The sequence below is a fragment of the Arthrobacter sp. TJ-170 genome, from assembly GCF_058269305.1.
This window is the reverse complement of the sequence record NZ_JBZCNL010000001.1, coordinates 432,446-448,202: the sequence shown is the minus strand read 5'-3', so window position 1 is coordinate 448,202 and position 15,757 is coordinate 432,446. Positions and strand designations below refer to the sequence as shown.

General features: G+C 63.1%; 17 protein-coding genes. 6 read left to right on the top strand and 11 right to left on the bottom strand.

The features are described from left to right. Positions 1 to 77: 77 nt before the first annotated feature. The 4 genes from AC4D1W_RS02185 to AC4D1W_RS02170 form a co-directional block, all read right to left on the bottom strand. Positions 78 to 1,154: a BMP family lipoprotein gene (locus AC4D1W_RS02185; RefSeq protein ID WP_490897646.1), complete on the bottom strand. Its 1,077-nt coding sequence runs from the start codon at positions 1,152 to 1,154 to the stop codon at positions 78 to 80. A gap of 269 nt (positions 1,155 to 1,423) precedes the next feature. Then, entirely contained in the window at positions 1,424 to 2,482 is a 1,059-nt protein-coding gene (locus AC4D1W_RS02180; protein WP_490897645.1) for an LLM class flavin-dependent oxidoreductase, read from the bottom strand. Positions 2,483 to 2,587: 105 nt separating this feature from the next. Then, positions 2,588 to 3,793 carry an amidohydrolase gene (locus AC4D1W_RS02175; protein WP_490897644.1) on the bottom strand — a complete coding sequence of 402 codons (1,206 nt, stop codon included), beginning with the start codon at positions 3,791 to 3,793 and terminating at the stop codon, positions 2,588 to 2,590. A 78-nt stretch (positions 3,794 to 3,871) separates the two neighbouring features. Next, complete coding sequence (locus AC4D1W_RS02170) at positions 3,872 to 4,993, bottom strand: mannose-1-phosphate guanylyltransferase (protein ID WP_490890594.1); 1,122 nt, start codon at positions 4,991 to 4,993, stop codon at positions 3,872 to 3,874. Positions 4,994 to 5,267: 274 nt separating this feature from the next. Here AC4D1W_RS02170 and sdhC point away from each other — a divergent pair, with 274 nt between their 5' ends. The 4 genes from sdhC (at position 5,268) to AC4D1W_RS02150 (ending at position 8,760) form a co-directional block, all read left to right on the top strand. Continuing rightward, on the top strand, positions 5,268 to 5,648 hold the full coding sequence (gene sdhC / locus AC4D1W_RS02165) for a succinate dehydrogenase, cytochrome b556 subunit (RefSeq protein ID WP_490897643.1): 381 nt from the start codon (positions 5,268 to 5,270) through the stop codon (positions 5,646 to 5,648). 3 nt (positions 5,649 to 5,651) lie between these two features. Then, positions 5,652 to 6,119 (top strand): succinate dehydrogenase hydrophobic membrane anchor subunit, encoded by a 468-nt coding sequence (locus AC4D1W_RS02160; protein WP_490890592.1) that lies wholly within the window; start codon positions 5,652 to 5,654, stop codon positions 6,117 to 6,119. A gap of 74 nt (positions 6,120 to 6,193) precedes the next feature. Continuing rightward, a complete protein-coding gene (gene sdhA / locus AC4D1W_RS02155) occupies positions 6,194 to 7,972 on the top strand; it encodes a succinate dehydrogenase flavoprotein subunit (protein WP_490890591.1) in 1,779 nt (592 codons plus the stop codon). Beyond that, positions 7,972 to 8,760 carry a succinate dehydrogenase iron-sulfur subunit gene (locus tag AC4D1W_RS02150; RefSeq protein ID WP_490890590.1) on the top strand — a complete coding sequence of 263 codons (789 nt, stop codon included), beginning with the start codon at positions 7,972 to 7,974 and terminating at the stop codon, positions 8,758 to 8,760. The genes sdhA and AC4D1W_RS02150 overlap by 1 nt, the downstream gene beginning before the upstream one ends. A gap of 108 nt (positions 8,761 to 8,868) precedes the next feature. On the opposite strand, the gene AC4D1W_RS02145 is transcribed toward AC4D1W_RS02150, so the two are convergent. Genes AC4D1W_RS02145 through AC4D1W_RS02125 form a run of 5 tightly spaced genes read right to left on the bottom strand, consistent with a single transcriptional unit; the run spans position 8,869 to position 12,936 of the window. Further along, positions 8,869 to 9,957 carry a YihY/virulence factor BrkB family protein gene (locus tag AC4D1W_RS02145; RefSeq protein ID WP_490890589.1) on the bottom strand — a complete coding sequence of 363 codons (1,089 nt, stop codon included), beginning with the start codon at positions 9,955 to 9,957 and terminating at the stop codon, positions 8,869 to 8,871. After that, the gene (locus AC4D1W_RS02140) at positions 9,917 to 10,522 is read right to left on the bottom strand and encodes a 2'-5' RNA ligase family protein (protein WP_490897642.1); all 606 of its coding nucleotides are present in this window, start codon (positions 10,520 to 10,522) and stop codon (positions 9,917 to 9,919) included. Before AC4D1W_RS02140 ends, AC4D1W_RS02145 begins: the two co-directional genes overlap by 41 nt. A 4-nt stretch (positions 10,523 to 10,526) precedes the next feature. Beyond that, on the bottom strand, positions 10,527 to 11,570 hold the full coding sequence (gene trpS / locus AC4D1W_RS02135; RefSeq protein ID WP_490897641.1) for a tryptophan--tRNA ligase: 1,044 nt from the start codon (positions 11,568 to 11,570) through the stop codon (positions 10,527 to 10,529). A gap of 1 nt (position 11,571) precedes the next feature. Further along, complete coding sequence (locus AC4D1W_RS02130; protein WP_490897640.1) at positions 11,572 to 12,423, bottom strand: exodeoxyribonuclease III; 852 nt, start codon at positions 12,421 to 12,423, stop codon at positions 11,572 to 11,574. 21 nt (positions 12,424 to 12,444) lie between these two features. Then, positions 12,445 to 12,936, bottom strand: a complete 492-nt coding sequence (locus AC4D1W_RS02125) for a hypothetical protein (RefSeq protein ID WP_490890585.1) — start codon at positions 12,934 to 12,936, stop codon at positions 12,445 to 12,447. A 188-nt stretch (positions 12,937 to 13,124) separates the two neighbouring features. Here AC4D1W_RS02125 and AC4D1W_RS02120 point away from each other — a divergent pair, with 188 nt between their 5' ends. Next, entirely contained in the window at positions 13,125 to 13,892 is a 768-nt protein-coding gene (locus AC4D1W_RS02120) for a hypothetical protein (protein ID WP_490890584.1), read from the top strand. A 16-nt stretch (positions 13,893 to 13,908) separates the two neighbouring features. Continuing rightward, the gene (locus tag AC4D1W_RS02115; protein WP_490890583.1) at positions 13,909 to 14,595 is read left to right on the top strand and encodes a class F sortase; all 687 of its coding nucleotides are present in this window, start codon (positions 13,909 to 13,911) and stop codon (positions 14,593 to 14,595) included. A gap of 23 nt (positions 14,596 to 14,618) precedes the next feature. Here the strand turns inward: AC4D1W_RS02115 and map are convergent, their stop codons facing one another. Together map and AC4D1W_RS02105 are read right to left on the bottom strand one after the other, a co-directional pair. Beyond that, positions 14,619 to 15,395: a type I methionyl aminopeptidase gene (map, locus tag AC4D1W_RS02110; RefSeq protein WP_490897877.1), complete on the bottom strand. Its 777-nt coding sequence runs from the start codon at positions 15,393 to 15,395 to the stop codon at positions 14,619 to 14,621. Further along, complete coding sequence (locus AC4D1W_RS02105; RefSeq protein WP_490897639.1) at positions 15,392 to 15,751, bottom strand: VOC family protein; 360 nt, start codon at positions 15,749 to 15,751, stop codon at positions 15,392 to 15,394. The genes map and AC4D1W_RS02105 overlap by 4 nt, the downstream gene beginning before the upstream one ends. Positions 15,752 to 15,757 lie beyond the last annotated feature (6 nt).

Sequence of the window (15,757 nt, the reverse complement as noted above, 5' to 3'; positions counted from 1 at the left end):
CAACCGTAACGCGAACACGCCGCCCGCTCCGTAGGACGGTGGAACCATCCTGGGAGCGGGCGGCGCGTTACGCCGGGCTATTGCTGGGGACTGGCCTCAGACTCGACTGTGATATCGCCGGAAATGATGCCTGCCTTGATTTCCTCAAGTTCGGCCGCCATCTCGTCCGAGACGGCTTCTTCCTGATCGTGGAACGGCGCAAGCGCAACACCGCCGTTCTCCAGGGTGCCGACGTATGGCTCGTTGCTGAAGTTGCCTTCAACGTCTTCGGTGATGACCTGCTCCACTGCCTCGCCCATGAGTTTCATGACGGAGGTGAGGATGTACTCGGTTCCGCTTTCGACTGTCTCGAAGCCGTCGGAGTCAACCCAGATCACCTTGTTGCTGCCACCGTCTGCGTTGGCTTCCGCAACGGCCTCGATGGTGCCGAGCCCAACGGGACCGGCAACCGGCATGATGATGTCGGCGCCTTCATTGATGAAGTTCTGGGTGTTGGTTTTGCCCGCAGCCTGGTTCGAGAAGTCACCGACGAAGGTGCCCGTCTGTGCTTCCTTGTCCCAGCCGAGCAACTGGACGTCGGCGTCCTTCTGCTCGTTGTAGTAGGCGACGCCGTCCGCAAAACCATCCATGAAGATGGTCACGGTGGGAATCTGGATACCGCCGTAGGTAGCAACCCTGCCGGTTTCCGAGGTGCCGGCGGCCAGGTAGCCGGCCATGAAAGCAGCCTGGGCCGTGTCGTAGATGATCGGCTTCACGTTGGGAAGATCAATCTGGTTATCATCGACGATCGCGAAGTTGGTGTCCGGGTTGGCTTCCGCAGCTTCGGCCGTGGTGGCTGACAGCAGGAACCCGACGGTGACAATCAGGTCGCAGCCGGCAGAGACCATGGAATTGACGTTCGGCGTGAAGTCGGTCTCCGCCTGGGACTCGGCCTGCTTGACTTCAATCCCGAGGGACTCCTCCGCAGCCTGGATTCCCTCATAGCTGGACTGATTGAATGACTGATCGTCGAACCCGCCCTCATCGGAAACAATGCAGCCGGTGTAGTCGGTCCCTTCGGCAGCGGGATCGGATCCGCCACCGTCCGTCTCGGCCGGCGGCGCCCCGCAACCGGCGAGGATAAGGGCTGCTGCTCCCAGTGCTGCAACGGACATGCCGGTGCGGCGCCCTATCAAGCTCCGTGAATTCTTCAATGTTCCTCCGATAAGAAGTAAGCCCACGATCAAGAGATCAATGAGTGTCCGTTTGCGATCCCTTACCCGGAATACAAGCTCTGTTTTCATTGATGTTCGTGGCGCCGGTCCCGCCTCAATTCGGGACTCGATGACGATGCTTACTCTAGCGCCGGAGTGACCGGGCACACTACCAAAGCGCCGACCAGTTTCCACATTGTTCAGGTTTTGTTACCAACGGGTAGGTTGACCTACCGGACGGCGGAGGCGTCAGGCGTCGAAGCTTCCTGCAACTGCCCCCAGGCACCCGCGAGGTGAGCCAGCGAATCAATCCGGGAGCCGACGTCGTACGTGGTTCCTGTGACCATAAGTTCCTGCACCCCGGTGAGTTCCACCAGCTCCTCCAGGCGTGCGGTCACCTGGTCAGGCGTCCCGACGGCCTTGATCGCCGGCAGGTGCTCAAGCATCAACTGCTCCTGCTCCGTGAACAAACGCCCCGCAGCCTCCTCGGGTGACACGATCGGCGCGAGTCGGCCGGACCGCAGCGACAGGGCCATCACCTTTGCGGGGCCGGCGAGGTACTCGGCTTCCTCCGCCGTGTCTGCCGTGAGGGCGGAGGTGGCCAGCATGGCATAGGGCTCGGCGAGCGCAGGCGAGGCCTGGAAGTTGGAGCGGTAGAGGCGCATGACGGCCGCCGGGTCCTCGTTCCCGAAGTGGTGTGCGTAGCTGTACCGCAGGCCGAGCATCCCGGCCAGCTGAGCCGAGTAGCTGCTTGAGCCCAGCAGCCACACATCAGGGAACGACGACGGCGACGGCGTCGCCGCCAGCCGCACCGTACGGTCGGGTGTCCGGTTGTCGCCGAGGAGCGCGAGCACTTCGAGGACGTGCTGCGGGAACTCTTCCACGCCGAGCCCGTCGACCTGCCGGCGCAAGGCCATGGCGGTCATCTGGTCGGTTCCCGGCGCGCGGCCGATGCCGAGGTCAATCCTGCCCGGATGCAGGGCCTCGAGCAGAGCGAACTGCTCAGCGACCACGAAGGGCGCGTGGTTCGGGAGCATCACGCCGCCCGAGCCAAGGCGGATCTGTGCGGTGTGGGCGGCCAGATGTGCGATCAGCACGGCAGGACTGGTCGATGCGACGGCGGGCATGTTGTGGTGCTCGGCAACCCAGAAACGGGCCAGTCCCAGCCGGTCGGCGGCCTGCGCGAGCCTGGCGCTGTCGGCGAGCGCATCCGAACTGGTGCGGCCGGACCCAACAGTGGCGAGATCGAGGACGGACAGGGGTACGCGGGGGTTATTGGAGCTGCTCACGGAGATTTGCAACTGCCGCGGACGCGCCTGCATTCCCTGCTGCTCGCGGGCCGGCCGCTAGCGGGCCGGTTCTGACCGTGAAACTTCGGCCCTGGCCACTCCCAGTTAGTGTCTCAGGCCGAGAACGGCGCGCATCGCGGCAGCGGCCATCACGCGCACGCCGCATCCGATTGCCTGCTCATCGGGGTTGTAGTCGCCACGGTGGAGGTCATAGGTTTCCCCGCCAGGGGTGCGCGTGCCGAGCCGCATCATCGCCCCGGACACCTTCTGCGTCATCCAGGCGAAGTCTTCACCGCCCATGGACTGGGGAGTGAGGACTACGGCGTCCGGTCCGAGTTCGGCCCGGGCTGCGGCCTCGATCAGTCCGGTCTCCGCTTCGGTGTTCACCACGGGCGGCACTCCCCTGGTGTGCTCGAGCTTGACGTCGACACCGAACGGCGCGGCGAGCTGACGCACGGTCTCATCCATCAGGTCGCCAGCGGCTTCCCACGCCTCACCGTCGAGGCAGCGCATGGTGCCGGACATGAAGCCGTGGGCCGGGATGGCGTTCGGAGCCGACCCCGCGTGCATCTGTCCCCAGACCACGGAGACGGCGCTGCGCACGTCGATGCGGCGGGACAGGACTGCCGGGACGTTGGCCGCAATATGGGCCAGCGCGAACACCAGGTCTTCGGTGAGGTGCGGACGGGACGTGTGCCCGCCGCGCCCGCTCAGCTCCACGCGCACGGTATCGGAGGCGGAGGTGATGGCGCCGATGCGGGTTCCCACGAGGCCGACGTCGATGCGCGGATCACAGTGGAGGGCGAGGATGCGCGGAACCTCATCGAGTACGCCCTGGGCGATCACGTCCAGGGCCCCGCCCGGCATGGTTTCCTCAGCGGGCTGGAAAATGATCCGCACCCGCCCGTGAAGGGGAGATTCGGCGTCGATATTGGAGAGCACGAGGGCAACGCCGAGCATCACAGTGGTGTGGATGTCATGACCGCATGAATGCGCTATGCCCGTGGACGTTGAGGCATAGGGCAGCCCGGTCTCCTCGAGAACGGGGAGCGCGTCTATGTCCGCCCGGAGGGCGATCCTGATGTCGCCGTCTCCAACGTCCACGTACAGACCCGTGTTCTGGAGACGCTTGGGCTTCAGCCCTGCCGCTTCCAGCTGCTCCACAAGCCGGTCGGTGGTGCGGTATTCCTTGTGCGACAGTTCCGGATGTGCATGAATATCGCGCCGAAATCTCGTCAGCTCATCCAGCAGCGGAGCGACCCACACACCGATATGTGGGACGACCGGAGCTTCGGTGGTAGTTTTCTGCACGGCACAAGCCTAACGAACCTGTCCGCGGCCGCTCTAACCGGACGTCATTGAGCGACTCGCGGGCCCGCGGGCGCGCTCCTAGAGGACGTCGACGTCACCGCTTGCCCGCAGCGATTCAACGGCCTTTTTCACTTCCTGGGCATGTTCCTTGGTGGTGACCAGAAGCGCGTCGGGAGTATCCACAATTACGACGTCGTCAATCCCGATCAACGCGATTACCCGCTTGGTATCGGACACCACAATGCCCGAGGCATTCTCCGAGAAGACGCGCGCACCCTCCCCCATCACCGTGAGTTCAGAGTTTTCCATGGCTGGGTTCAGCCGGCCGATCGCAGCGAAGTCCCCGACGTCGTCCCAGCTGAAGTTTCCGGGAATCATGGCGACATCACCGGCTGCGGCCGCCGGTTCGGCGACTGCATAGTCGATCGCAATCTTCGGCAGGGTGGGCCACACCCGACGGGCCACCTCATTGCGGGAGCGGGTGTTCCAGGCGGCAGCGATCTCCATGAGTCCCGCGTAGAGGACGGGCTCGTTGGCTTCGAGGTGCTTGAGCATGAGTGCCACCGGGGCCACGAACATGCCGGCATTCCAGCTGTACTTCCCACTGTCGATGTATTCGCGGGCGACCGCTACCGACGGCTTCTCCACGAACTCGATGACCGAGTTCGCGCTGGGAGCCCCTGCGATATCCAGCGGCTCGCCGGCGCGGATATAGCCGAAGCCGGTGGACGGGTGGGTGGGCAGGATACCGATGGTCACGATGTAGCCTTCGGCCGCCGTATGGACTGCCTCGCGCACCGCTGCCTGGAAGTCCTCCACCGGGGCAATCACCTGATCCGCGGCGAATGACCCCATGATGATGTCCGGATCGCGGTGGTAAAGGATTGCCGCGGCGAGGCCGATCGCCGCACCCGAGTCCTTAGGTTCGCTCTCCAGGACGAGGTCGGAATCCTTCAGCTCCGGAAGCTGCGCCAGCACAGCCCGGCGGTGCGCCTTGCCGGTGACCACCATGATCCGCTTGCCGCTCAGCGGATGGAGCCGCTCGTATGTTGCACGGATCAAGGTGCTGCCGGAGCCGGTCAAATCATGCAGGAACTTCGGGGCTGCCGCACGGGACAGCGGCCATAGTCGGGTGCCTGTTCCACCGGCCGGGATCACGCCGTGAAAGCGGTCCAGGGGGCTTTGCTCTTGAGTACTCATCGCTCCCACATTAACAGCAGAGATTAATGCAGCGGTGTTACGTGGCCTGCCAAAGCCACAGGTTTCGGACAGAGGGGTTCGGAAACCGGGCCATCCGGACTAACATGAGGCCATCCGGATGGCCTCATGTTAACAAGGTCACAGTGAAGGGCGCCCTAAATTGAACCCCCCAACAGCCGCACCTAGATTAGGCTTGTTGAAAGAGTGCTCTCGCGGGGCGACATTCCAGCGTTGAAGACGCGCTAACGCCTCCGCGACACAGGGAGGTTTTTCAGTGTCGAAGACACCAGCAGGCACCCTCTACCGTGGCCGTGAAGGCCAGTGGTCCTGGGTAGCGCATCGTATTACCGGCGTCGTGATCTTCTTTTTCCTACTGGTGCATGTACTCGACACCTCGCTGGTTCGGGTATCCCCGGAGGCGTACAACATCGTCATCGAGTCCTACAAGAACCCCATCATGGGTCTCGGAGAGCTGGGACTGGTAGCCGCAATCGTCTTCCATGCCTTCAACGGCCTCCGCGTTGTCCTCGTTGACTTCTGGAAGAAGGGTCCCAAGTACCACCGGCAGATGCTGTGGGCCGTCATTGGACTCTGGGCAGTCACCATGATCGCTTTCTCCATCCGCCATCTCTCTGTTGTTTTCGGAGGTCACTAAGCCATGGCTACTCCCACTGTTGAATCTCCCCGCTCCGGCCGCATCTCACCGCAGTACCTGCGCAGCGGCGGCTCCAAGGGCAACTTCGAGATGTTCGCGTGGCTGTTCATGCGGCTCTCCGGCGTGGTCCTGGTTGTACTGATCTTCGTGCATCTCTGGACCAGCATGATCGCCGGTGAAGGCATTGAAGGAGTTGACTTCGGCTTCGTCGCCGGCAAATGGGCGAGCCCGCTGTGGCAGGCATGGGACCTCGTGATGCTCTGGCTGGCCATGCTGCACGGGACCAACGGCGTCCGCGTGATCATCAATGACTACGCCGAGAAGGACTTCACCCGGTTCTGGCTCAAGAACATCCTCTACCTTGCGGCGACCGTCATCATTGTGCTCGGCACGCTGGTGATCTTCACCTTCGATCCCTGCCCCGTAATCGACGGCGTTCCGCACGTCGCGGACTACTGCCCCGCACCCTAGGTCTCAAGGCGGCTAGTCGCGCGAGCAACAGATTCGGCTAGGTACATCTTTAGATTCAACAGAAAGAGCACAGTATGCAGGTCCATAAGTACGACGTCGTTATTGTGGGCGCAGGTGGCGCCGGCATGCGCGCCGCGATTGAATCCGGCCAGCGCGCGAGGACGGCTGTACTGACCAAGCTCTACCCAACCCGCTCGCACACGGGTGCGGCGCAGGGCGGCATGTGTGCTGCCCTCGCCAACGTCGAGGAAGACAACTGGGAATGGCACACCTTCGACACCGTGAAGGGCGGCGACTACCTGGTTGACCAGGACGCCGCCGAGGTCATGGCGAAAGAAGCGATCGACGCTGTGCTGGACCTCGAAAAGATGGGTCTGCCGTTCAACCGCACGCCCGAGGGCCGCATCGACCAGCGCCGGTTCGGCGGTCACACCCGCGACCACGGCAAGGCCCCCGTCCGCCGGGCCTGCTACGCCGCTGACCGCACCGGGCACATGATCCTCCAGACCCTGTACCAAAACTGCGTGAAGCACAACGTCGAGTTCTTCAACGAGTACTACGTGCTCGACATGATGTCGTTCGACGAAGAAGTGACCGTCGACGGCGTCACCCGCATCCAGAAGCGGGTTGCGGGCGTCGTCGCCTACGACCTCGCCTCCGGGGAACTGCACGTCTTCCAGGCCAAGTCGGTTGTGTTCGCATCCGGCGGCGTCGGCAAGGTGTACAAGACAACCTCCAACGCGCACACACTGACCGGCGACGGCATGGGCATTGCCTTCCGTCGCGGTATCCCCCTCGAGGACATGGAATTCTTCCAGTTCCACCCGACCGGCCTCGCCGGCCTGGGTATCCTGCTCTCCGAGGCCGCCCGCGGTGAGGGCGCGATCCTGCGTAACTCCGAGGGTGAGCGTTTCATGGAGCGGTACGCCCCCACCATCAAGGACCTCGCCCCGCGTGACATCGTTGCGCGCTCGATGGCCAACGAAGTACGTGAGGGACGCGGCGCCGGGCCCAACAAGGACTACGTCCTTCTGGACCTGACCCACCTGGAGCCGGCGCACATCGACGCGAAGCTGCCGGACATCACCGAATTCGCCCGCACTTACCTCGGTGTGGAGCCCTATACCGAGCCGGTGCCCGTTTTCCCGACGGCGCACTACGCGATGGGCGGCATCCCCACCAACATCAAGGCTGAGGTGCTGCAGGACAATGACACCGTTGTCCCGGGCCTCTACGCCGCAGGTGAAGTTGCCTGTGTCTCCGTCCACGGCTCCAACCGCCTCGGCACCAACTCGCTGCTGGACATCAACGTTTTCGGCAAGCGCGCCGGCATCGCAGCAGCCGAGTACGCCGTCACGGCGGATTTTGTCGAGATTCCGGAAAACCCGCTTGTGGAGACGCAGCGTCTTCTGGACACGATGCGCAGCTCCGAAGGCGGCGAGCGTGTGTCCCAGATCCGCCAGGAGCTGCAGGACGTCATGGACGCCAACGTCCAGGTGTTCCGCACTGAGCAGACCCTGAAGGAAGCCCTCGAAGTCATTGACAAGCTCGAGGAGCGCTACACCCGCGTTACCGTCCAGGACAAGGGCAAGCGTTTCAACCTTGACCTGCTTGAAGCCGTTGAGCTCGGCTTCCTGCTGGACATGGCCAAGGTCATGACGGCAGCTGCCCTGCACCGCAAGGAATCCCGCGGTGGCCACTTCCGCGAGGACTACCCCGAGCGTGACGACAAGAATTTCATGACCCATTCCATGGCCTACAAGGATCCCTCCGCTACTGAAACCAGCGGCGTGCGCCTTGAGACCAAACCGGTAGTCTTCACCCGTTACCAGCCCATGGAGCGTAAGTACTGATGAGCACCCCAACTGTCGAAAAAGAACCGGCCTCCAAGATCGACCTCGCGCCCGGAGTAGGCGGCGGTGGTGAGATTCCCACCTTCGACATCACCCTGAAGGTACGACGCTACAACCCTGAGGTCTCTGACGAGGCTCACTGGGATGAGTGGAAACTCACCATGTACGGCACGGACCGCGTGCTCGATGCCCTGCACAAAGTGAAATGGGAGCATGACGGCACCGTGTCATTCCGCCGCTCGTGCGCTCACGGTGTGTGCGGCTCCGACGCGATGCGCATCAATGGCCGCAACCGCCTGGCCTGCAAGACCCTCCTGAAGGATCTTGACACGTCCAAGCCCATCCTGGTGGAACCCATCAAGGGCCTGCCGGTGGAGAAGGACCTCATCGTCGACATGGAGCCGTTCTTCCAGTCGTACCGGGAGATCATGCCGTTCCTCGTCAACCGCGGCCACGAGCCCACCCGGGAGCGGGTGCAATCAGCCGAGGAGCGCGAGCGTTTCGACGACACCACCAAGTGCATCCTGTGCGCGGCATGTACCTCGTCCTGCCCGGTCTTCTGGACCGACGGACAGTACTTTGGCCCGGCCGCGATCGTCAACGCGCACCGTTTCATCTTCGACTCACGTGACGACGCCGGTGACATGCGCCTCGAGATCCTCAACGACAAGGAAGGCGTATGGCGCTGCCGTACCACTTTCAACTGCTCGGAAGCCTGCCCCCGTGGCATCCAGGTCACCCAGGCAATCGCCGAGGTCAAGCAGGCCATCCTGTCGCGCAAGCTCTAATATCCTGAGTTTCAGCACTACCGCACGAAAAACGGCGCGCGGCTATCGGAAGGTGGCCGCGCGCCGTCGTCGTTCTCTTCTCCCCCTTCGCAGGAAGGTCAAGGGGAGTTACTGGGCTGCCCTGCTGCGCTGGCGCAGCGACCGTGCACGGCCTCCACGCGCTTTGGAACGGGCGGTTTCGGCGTCGGCTGCGCCGATCGCGCCCCACGCCGTCGCCAGCAGGTAGATCTGGCTCAGCAGAAAGAACCAGACGAACAAACCGAGGATAACGGCGAAGGGCGCGAGCAGCGGGTTGCGGTCCACGCCCCCCAGCAGGACGGTGCTGAAGGTGCGAAGGACCGTGCTGCCCACTCCTGCGATCAGTGCAGATTGCACCAGAACCATCCGCGGCATCTGCACTGCAGACGCCGCCCGGAACAGGATCACCGCCACAAGCGTGTCAAGGAGGAGGGTTACCACGCTGCCGGCGATCTGCGTCAGCGGTCTGGCGGCGCTATCCAGGCCCAGCCACGGGAGAACCAGGTCAAGGATCGTGTTGGCCACGACCCCCACCACGGTGGTCACGATGAGAGTCACAGCGAGAACCAGCAGTATCACCAGGTCCTTGAGCTTCATCAGGATCGGATTCGTCTCGACGGGTGCCACGTTGAAAATACCGCGCATCCCTTCACGCACCCCGCCGATCCATCGCAATGAAGTGAACAGCATGATCGCCGTGGAAATGAGCAGCGTGACACTGAGGCTGGCTTCCAGATCGAACAATTCCTCAGGTGTGACTAAACCGTTTCCACCGCTTTCCCCATCTGTGTCGATGAGACCGGGGGTGGTTGAGTCCACCGAACGGACAATCATCTGCTGCAGATCCGTGTTCCCGGCGATGATCAGCCCGACGATCGAGAACCCGACGACCAGCAACGCAGCAACGGCGAAGAACATGTAGTACGCGATGCCGGCGGCCATCAGCGGCCCGTGGCGCCTCGTGTAGAGCTGGATCGCCCGCACGGGACGGAAGGCGTTCAGCTTGGCGATCAGGTACTGGACAGTAGCCAGGAGAACGGGAACTCCCCCGCCCTTTTCGCGCCTGGTGCGGCCAAGATTGCGGCGGGCCCGCAGCACCTGCAGTTTGAGCTTTACCCGTTCCGTGGGAAACGGTGTATCAGGCCCCTGCGTCTTCGCCGGCGGCAGCGTTCTGGCCAAATGTGAGCTCTTCCCGTAGTTTCCACACGCCGGTGACGTCGTGCTCGTACAGTCCCATGGTACGTACGGAGAAGGTGGCCTCGAAGTCATCGAGTTGCTGCTCGGCCGAATCCATGTTGGCTTCGCTGACGTCGTGGGCAACGGTGACGTGCGGATGGAAAGGGAACTCGAGTTCACGGGCGAGTGGTCCTGCCTGCAACCGGCGGTGCAGGTCCACGCAGGAATCAAACCCTTCGGTGACGTTCACGAAGACCACCGGAGTGAGCGGCCGGAACGTGCCCGTGCTTTTCAGGGTCACCGTGAACGGGCACTGGGCAGAGGCAACCTCGCGTACATGGCGAATAGTGGAGTGCCAGTCGGTTGAAGGGGTAGTGGTGATCAGCGTGATGTGGGGCGGAACGAGGGCAGCCATCGGATCTCCGAAGGAGGCACGCCAGCTCTCGAGTTCTCCGGCGATAGGCTCCGGGATTGCGATGACCACTCCCACGAGCTTGCCCTCGACAGCACGCCGACCCACTACGTAGGTCGGTTGACGCTGCTCGGTGTCGCTGATGGGCCGGCTCATGATTCTAGAGGGCACCCGCCGGTCCGCGGCCCCGCGCCGGGAGAAACCCTACTTTTGAAAACACATCAGCCAGCGTAACCGACGCGATCTCCTGCGCCTTGTCGGCGCCGACGGCGAGCAAGCGGTCGAGCTCCGCAGGGTCATCGAGCAGCTCCAGTGTCCGTGCCCGAACCGGCTCCAGACGGTCAACCACGATTTCCGCCAGCTCAACCTTGAGATGCCCGTACATGCGGCCCTCAAAGTGCCCGACGACGTCAGCCATGTCCTTGCCCGTCATGAGCGAATAGATGGAGAGGAGGTTGGATACGCCAGGCTTCTCCTCGCGATCGAAGCGGATCTCGGTGCCGTCATCCGTCACAGCGGACTTGATGCGCTTGGCGGTGACCTTCGGTGCATCCATGATGTTGATCAGGCCGGCGGCAGAACTCGCAGACTTGGACATTTTGGCGGTGGGGTTCTGCAGATCATAGATCTTCGCCGATTCCTTCTGGATGAAGGGCTTGGGCACAACGAACGTCTCGCCGAAACGGGTGTTGAACCGCTGTGCGAGATCCCGGCTCAGCTCGATGTGCTGGCGCTGGTCCTCCCCGACGGGAACGCCTTCCGGCTGGTACAGCAGGATGTCCGCAGCCTGCAGGATCGGATAGGTGTATAGCCCGACGGAAGTGGAATCGGCGCCCTGCTTGAGCGACTTGTCCTTGAACTGGGTCATGCGGGAAGCCTCACCGAAACCGGTGATGCAGTTCAGGACCCAGGCCAGCTGGGCATGTTCGGGAACGTGGGACTGCACGAAGAGAGTGCACTTATCCACGTCCACGCCGCCCGCAATGTATTGGGCGGCAGTGAGCCGCGTACGCTCCGCGAGTTCCGCTGGATTCTGCGGAACCGTGATGGCGTGCAGGTCCGGAATGAAGTAGATCGCGTCATAGGTGTCCTGCATCTTCACCCACTGCACAAGGGCGCCCAGGTAGTTCCCCAGATGAAGGGAACTGCCCGAGGGTTGCATACCGGACAGGACTCGCTGGCGAATTGTGGTGGAGGTGGTCATATCAATCCTGGGGTTGGAAGAGCTTGTAGTCGACGACGAGCGGTGCGTGATCAGAGAAACGCGCTTCCCATGAATGCGCGCGGTCGACGACGGCGGAGGTGGCGGCTGCTGCCAGTTCCGGGGTGGCAAGGTGGTAGTCGATGCGCCAGCCGGCGTCATTGTCGAAAGCCTTGCCGCGCCAGGACCACCAGGTATACGGGCCATCGAGTTCTCCGGCGAGATCGCGGTGCACGTCAACCCACCCCACGGCGTCGCTGAAGAAGTGGTCGAAGTAGGCCCGTTCCTCGGGCAGGAAACCGGCCTTCTTGAGGTTGCCCTTCCAGTTCCGGATGTCCAGGGTGGTGTGGCCGACATTCAGGTCCCCGACCACCAGTGCATGGTCCCGGGTGCTGCGAAGTTCGGTGAGGCGTGCCGTCATCAGTTCAAGGAACCGGTACTTGTCATCCTGCTGCGGCGAGCCGGCCTCGCCCGAGTGCACGTACGCGCTGACGACGCTCAGCGTGGTCCCGTTGAGATCGAAATCGGCTTCCACCCAGCGTCCTGATGACGCGAAGTACTCGTCTCCGATGTGCTCACGGGTTTCGGTGGGCGCTATGCGGGAGGCGACGGCGACGCCGGCACGACCCTTCGCCGACGCCTCAGCGTGCAGGATGTGCCATGAATCACCGAGGAGGTCGCGGACCACCTCGTCCGGCGCACGCACCTCCTGCAGGCACAGGATGTCGACGTCCCTGCCCACCAGCCACTCCTGCATACCGCGCCGGTAAGCGGCGCGGATACCGTTGACGTTCACGGTGGCGATACGGAGTGCTTCGGGGTGCTTGCTGCTTATCAGGGTTGGTGCCGAACTCACCCGATCAACCTTACCGGAGCCCTAATCGACGACCGTGCCTTCGACCGGGCCGTCGTCATTGTTTTTCATCATGCTTCTGGCGTTGTGGGAGGTGATTTCGATGGTTTCCAGTGCACGGTCCACCATGTCCTGGTCCTTGCCGAGGTGATCGCGGATGACACGCGCCTGCACCTGGACGATCTTGAAGCTGTGGTCGAGCTTCTCATCCCGCATGGCGGAACTGGTACCTGCCGGCCCCCGGCCGGCCATGCCGCCCCCCGCGGACCGGTTGAACTCCTCGATCCGGGCGCTGGCCTTCCGTGCCGCAGAGCGCACCGTGAAGACCACGAAGCTGAAAACCAGCAGCCAGCCAAGGGAGATAATCACTACGAGCCAGCCGACGACGTCGTTCTCATTGGCCGCGAACACCACGGCTACAAGGAATACGACCAGCATGATGGCCATCCCGACGCCGCCCATCCGCAGGCTCAGGCCCTTGCCCGCGGTTTTTCCAGAAGTTCCCAGTGGTTGCATTCCTCTATTGTCGCAAACCGCCAGAGCCGGCCGGACTGCTTCCACCACCGGCGAAAAGCTGAATGGGACACCAATCGAAGCCCGGAAAAAAATAAATCAATCTCACACCCATCCGTGACGTACCCCACGGCGAACTAGGGTTATGCGTGCCTCTCCGGCCCGCGTCCCATTCGCTCCATGGAGGAATCATGAACAAGAAAGCTCTTTTCGCAGTCCCCACTCTCGCTATGGGTTTGCTCGCAATGGGCGGCGCTCCCGCCATGGCTGATGGTGCCGACGGCACCTACTCGACCAACCTCGGCCAGATCAACGGCAGCTCCGGCGCCGGGTCGGTCTCGGTCACCCTTGAGGGCAACCAGGCGACAGTCGACCTGCAGGTTTCCGGCCTGGCCGAGACCTTCATGGACGCTCCGTACCCGCACGTCCAGCACATCCATGGTGGCGCTGAGGGTGTTTGCCCGACGCCTGCCGCTGATGCTGACGGCGACGGCGTCATCAGCACCACCGAGGGTGCTCCCGCCTACGGTGGCATCCTCACCACGCTGACGACCAGCGGTGGAACCAGCCCGGAGGAAGGCCTGAATGTTGAGCTGGGCGGCCAGGGTGGCAGCTACACCATCCAGCGCAGCTTCGACATCAGCCAGGAGACCCAGGATGCTCTCAAGGCCGGTACCGCGGTTGTCGTAGTTCATGGTCTGGACCCCGCGACCCTCTCCCCCGAAGCTCAGGAGAAGAACAGCGACCTGACCGACACCCTTCCGTTGGCAGCAACCTCACCCGCTCTCTGTGGCACCCTTGTCGCACAGCAGATGGGTGACATGCCTCAGGGTGGCGCTGACACCGGTGTCGAGCAGCAGACCGGCTCCAACCTGGGCATGATTGCCCTCGGTGGCGGCCTGGTTCTGGTAGCAGCAGCAGGCGGCACCTACGCCGTCCGTCGCTCAACCACCAAGTAGGGACTGACCTGATCTCATGATCAGCTCCAACTCCGGCCGCCGCAGAAACTTCGCAGTTTCTGCGGCGGCCGCCCTTCTGATCCTGACCGGTTGCGGCACTGGAACCGGCAGCGAGGGCGCTCAGACCCCCACTACGACGACGGCGCCCTCAACTACCGCGCCGGCCTCACCAACTGCTTCCCCAAGCCCAAGTGTTTCGGCGTCCGCGACGGCTGAACCCGCGCCCAAACCGTCGCTCCCGCCAGTTCTTGAAGCCTCTGCACCGGTTTCATTTACGATCCCGGCCATCGGTGCGGGATCCGAGTTACTCTCGCTCGGCCTTCGGGAAAACGGCAGCCTGGAAGTACCACCCGATGGTCCAGGTGCTCCAGCCAGCTGGTACAACCAGTCCCCCACTCCCGGCGAGCGCGGACCGTCAGTCCTGCTGGGTCACGTCAACGCCACCGGCGGCGGACCTGGCGTCTTCGCTGATCTGCGGAGCCTCAAGCCCGGTGATCGTATCGAGGTCATGCGCGCAGACGGGTCGTCTGCCACATTCGCGGTGACTGTCGGCGAACAGTATCCGAAGGACGAATTCCCAACCCAGAAGGTATACGGCAACACCGACGGCGCGGAGATCCGCCTCATCACCTGCGACGGCTACGACCCGGCAACCGGAGAGTTCGACGACAACTACGTGATCTTCGCGCAGCTCGTTCTCTAAGCGTTCGTCCCGCGATCGGGGTGCTAGACCTCACCTGTCGTGGTGAGAATCTGTGGCCCGTACTCTGTAATGGCTATGGTGTGCTCTGAGTGTGCTGTGCGTCCGCCGTTCGCGCTACGCAGCGTCCAGCCATCTGCGTCCATCCTGAGGTTCTTGGTGCCCGCCATCACCCACGGCTCAATTGCCAGGAGCATGCCCGGCCTCAGCGTGAATCCCCTGCCCGGGCGCCCGATGTTCGAGATGTGCGGGTCCTGGTGCATGGTGCTACCCACACCGTGCCCGCCGAACTCGGTGTTGACCTCGTATCCGGCGTCGGTCAGGACGGTTCCGATCGCGTAGGAGATGTCACCGATCTTGTTGCCCGGCTGCGCTGCTGCGATTCCGGCGGACAGCGCCGCCGTCGTTGTGTCAATCAGGTGTTGGTCCTGCTCGTTGACCGGCCGCCCCACAATAAAGCTGACAGCCGCATCGGCTACCCAGCCGCCCAACTCCACAGCGAAGTCGAGGGTGAGGAGGTCGCCCTGCCGGAGCGCATAGTCGTGCGGCAGGCCGTGCAGCACCGCGTCGTTCACCGAGGTGCAGACGACCTTGCCGAAGGGGCCGCGCCCGAAGGAGGGCGCGTAGTCGACGTAGCAGGAACGTGCGTGTGCCTCGTCAATCATTGCCCGCGCCCACGAATCGAGCTCCAACAGGTTGGTACCCGGCTGAGTGCGTCGCTCGAGCTCCTGTAGGGCCCGCGCCACCAGTTGTCCCGCGGGACGGGCTGCCTCGAGCTCGCGCGGGGTGAGTATTTCGATCACCACGACACGAGACAAAACGGGTGCCCTGCGGGATCGAGGTAGACCCTGAAGCTCCCGGTTCCCGAATCCATGCTGATGGCCCCCAGCGCGAGCACCTTCTGTTCGGCCACGTCCAGGTCGTCCACCCGAATATCGAGGTGCATCTGCTGGGGGATGTCCTGCCCCGGCCATTTGGGCGGCGTGTACCCGTCGACCTTCTGGAAGGCAAGCGCCGGACGGTCCGGGGCATCACCAATGGTGATCCACCCATTGTCCTCCTGCTGGACACGGATCATGCCCAACAGGTCCTCGTAGAAGGACGCCAGCTGGTCTGGATTTGAACAGTCGAACACGGTCGCATGCCATTTACCGATCATGGTTCC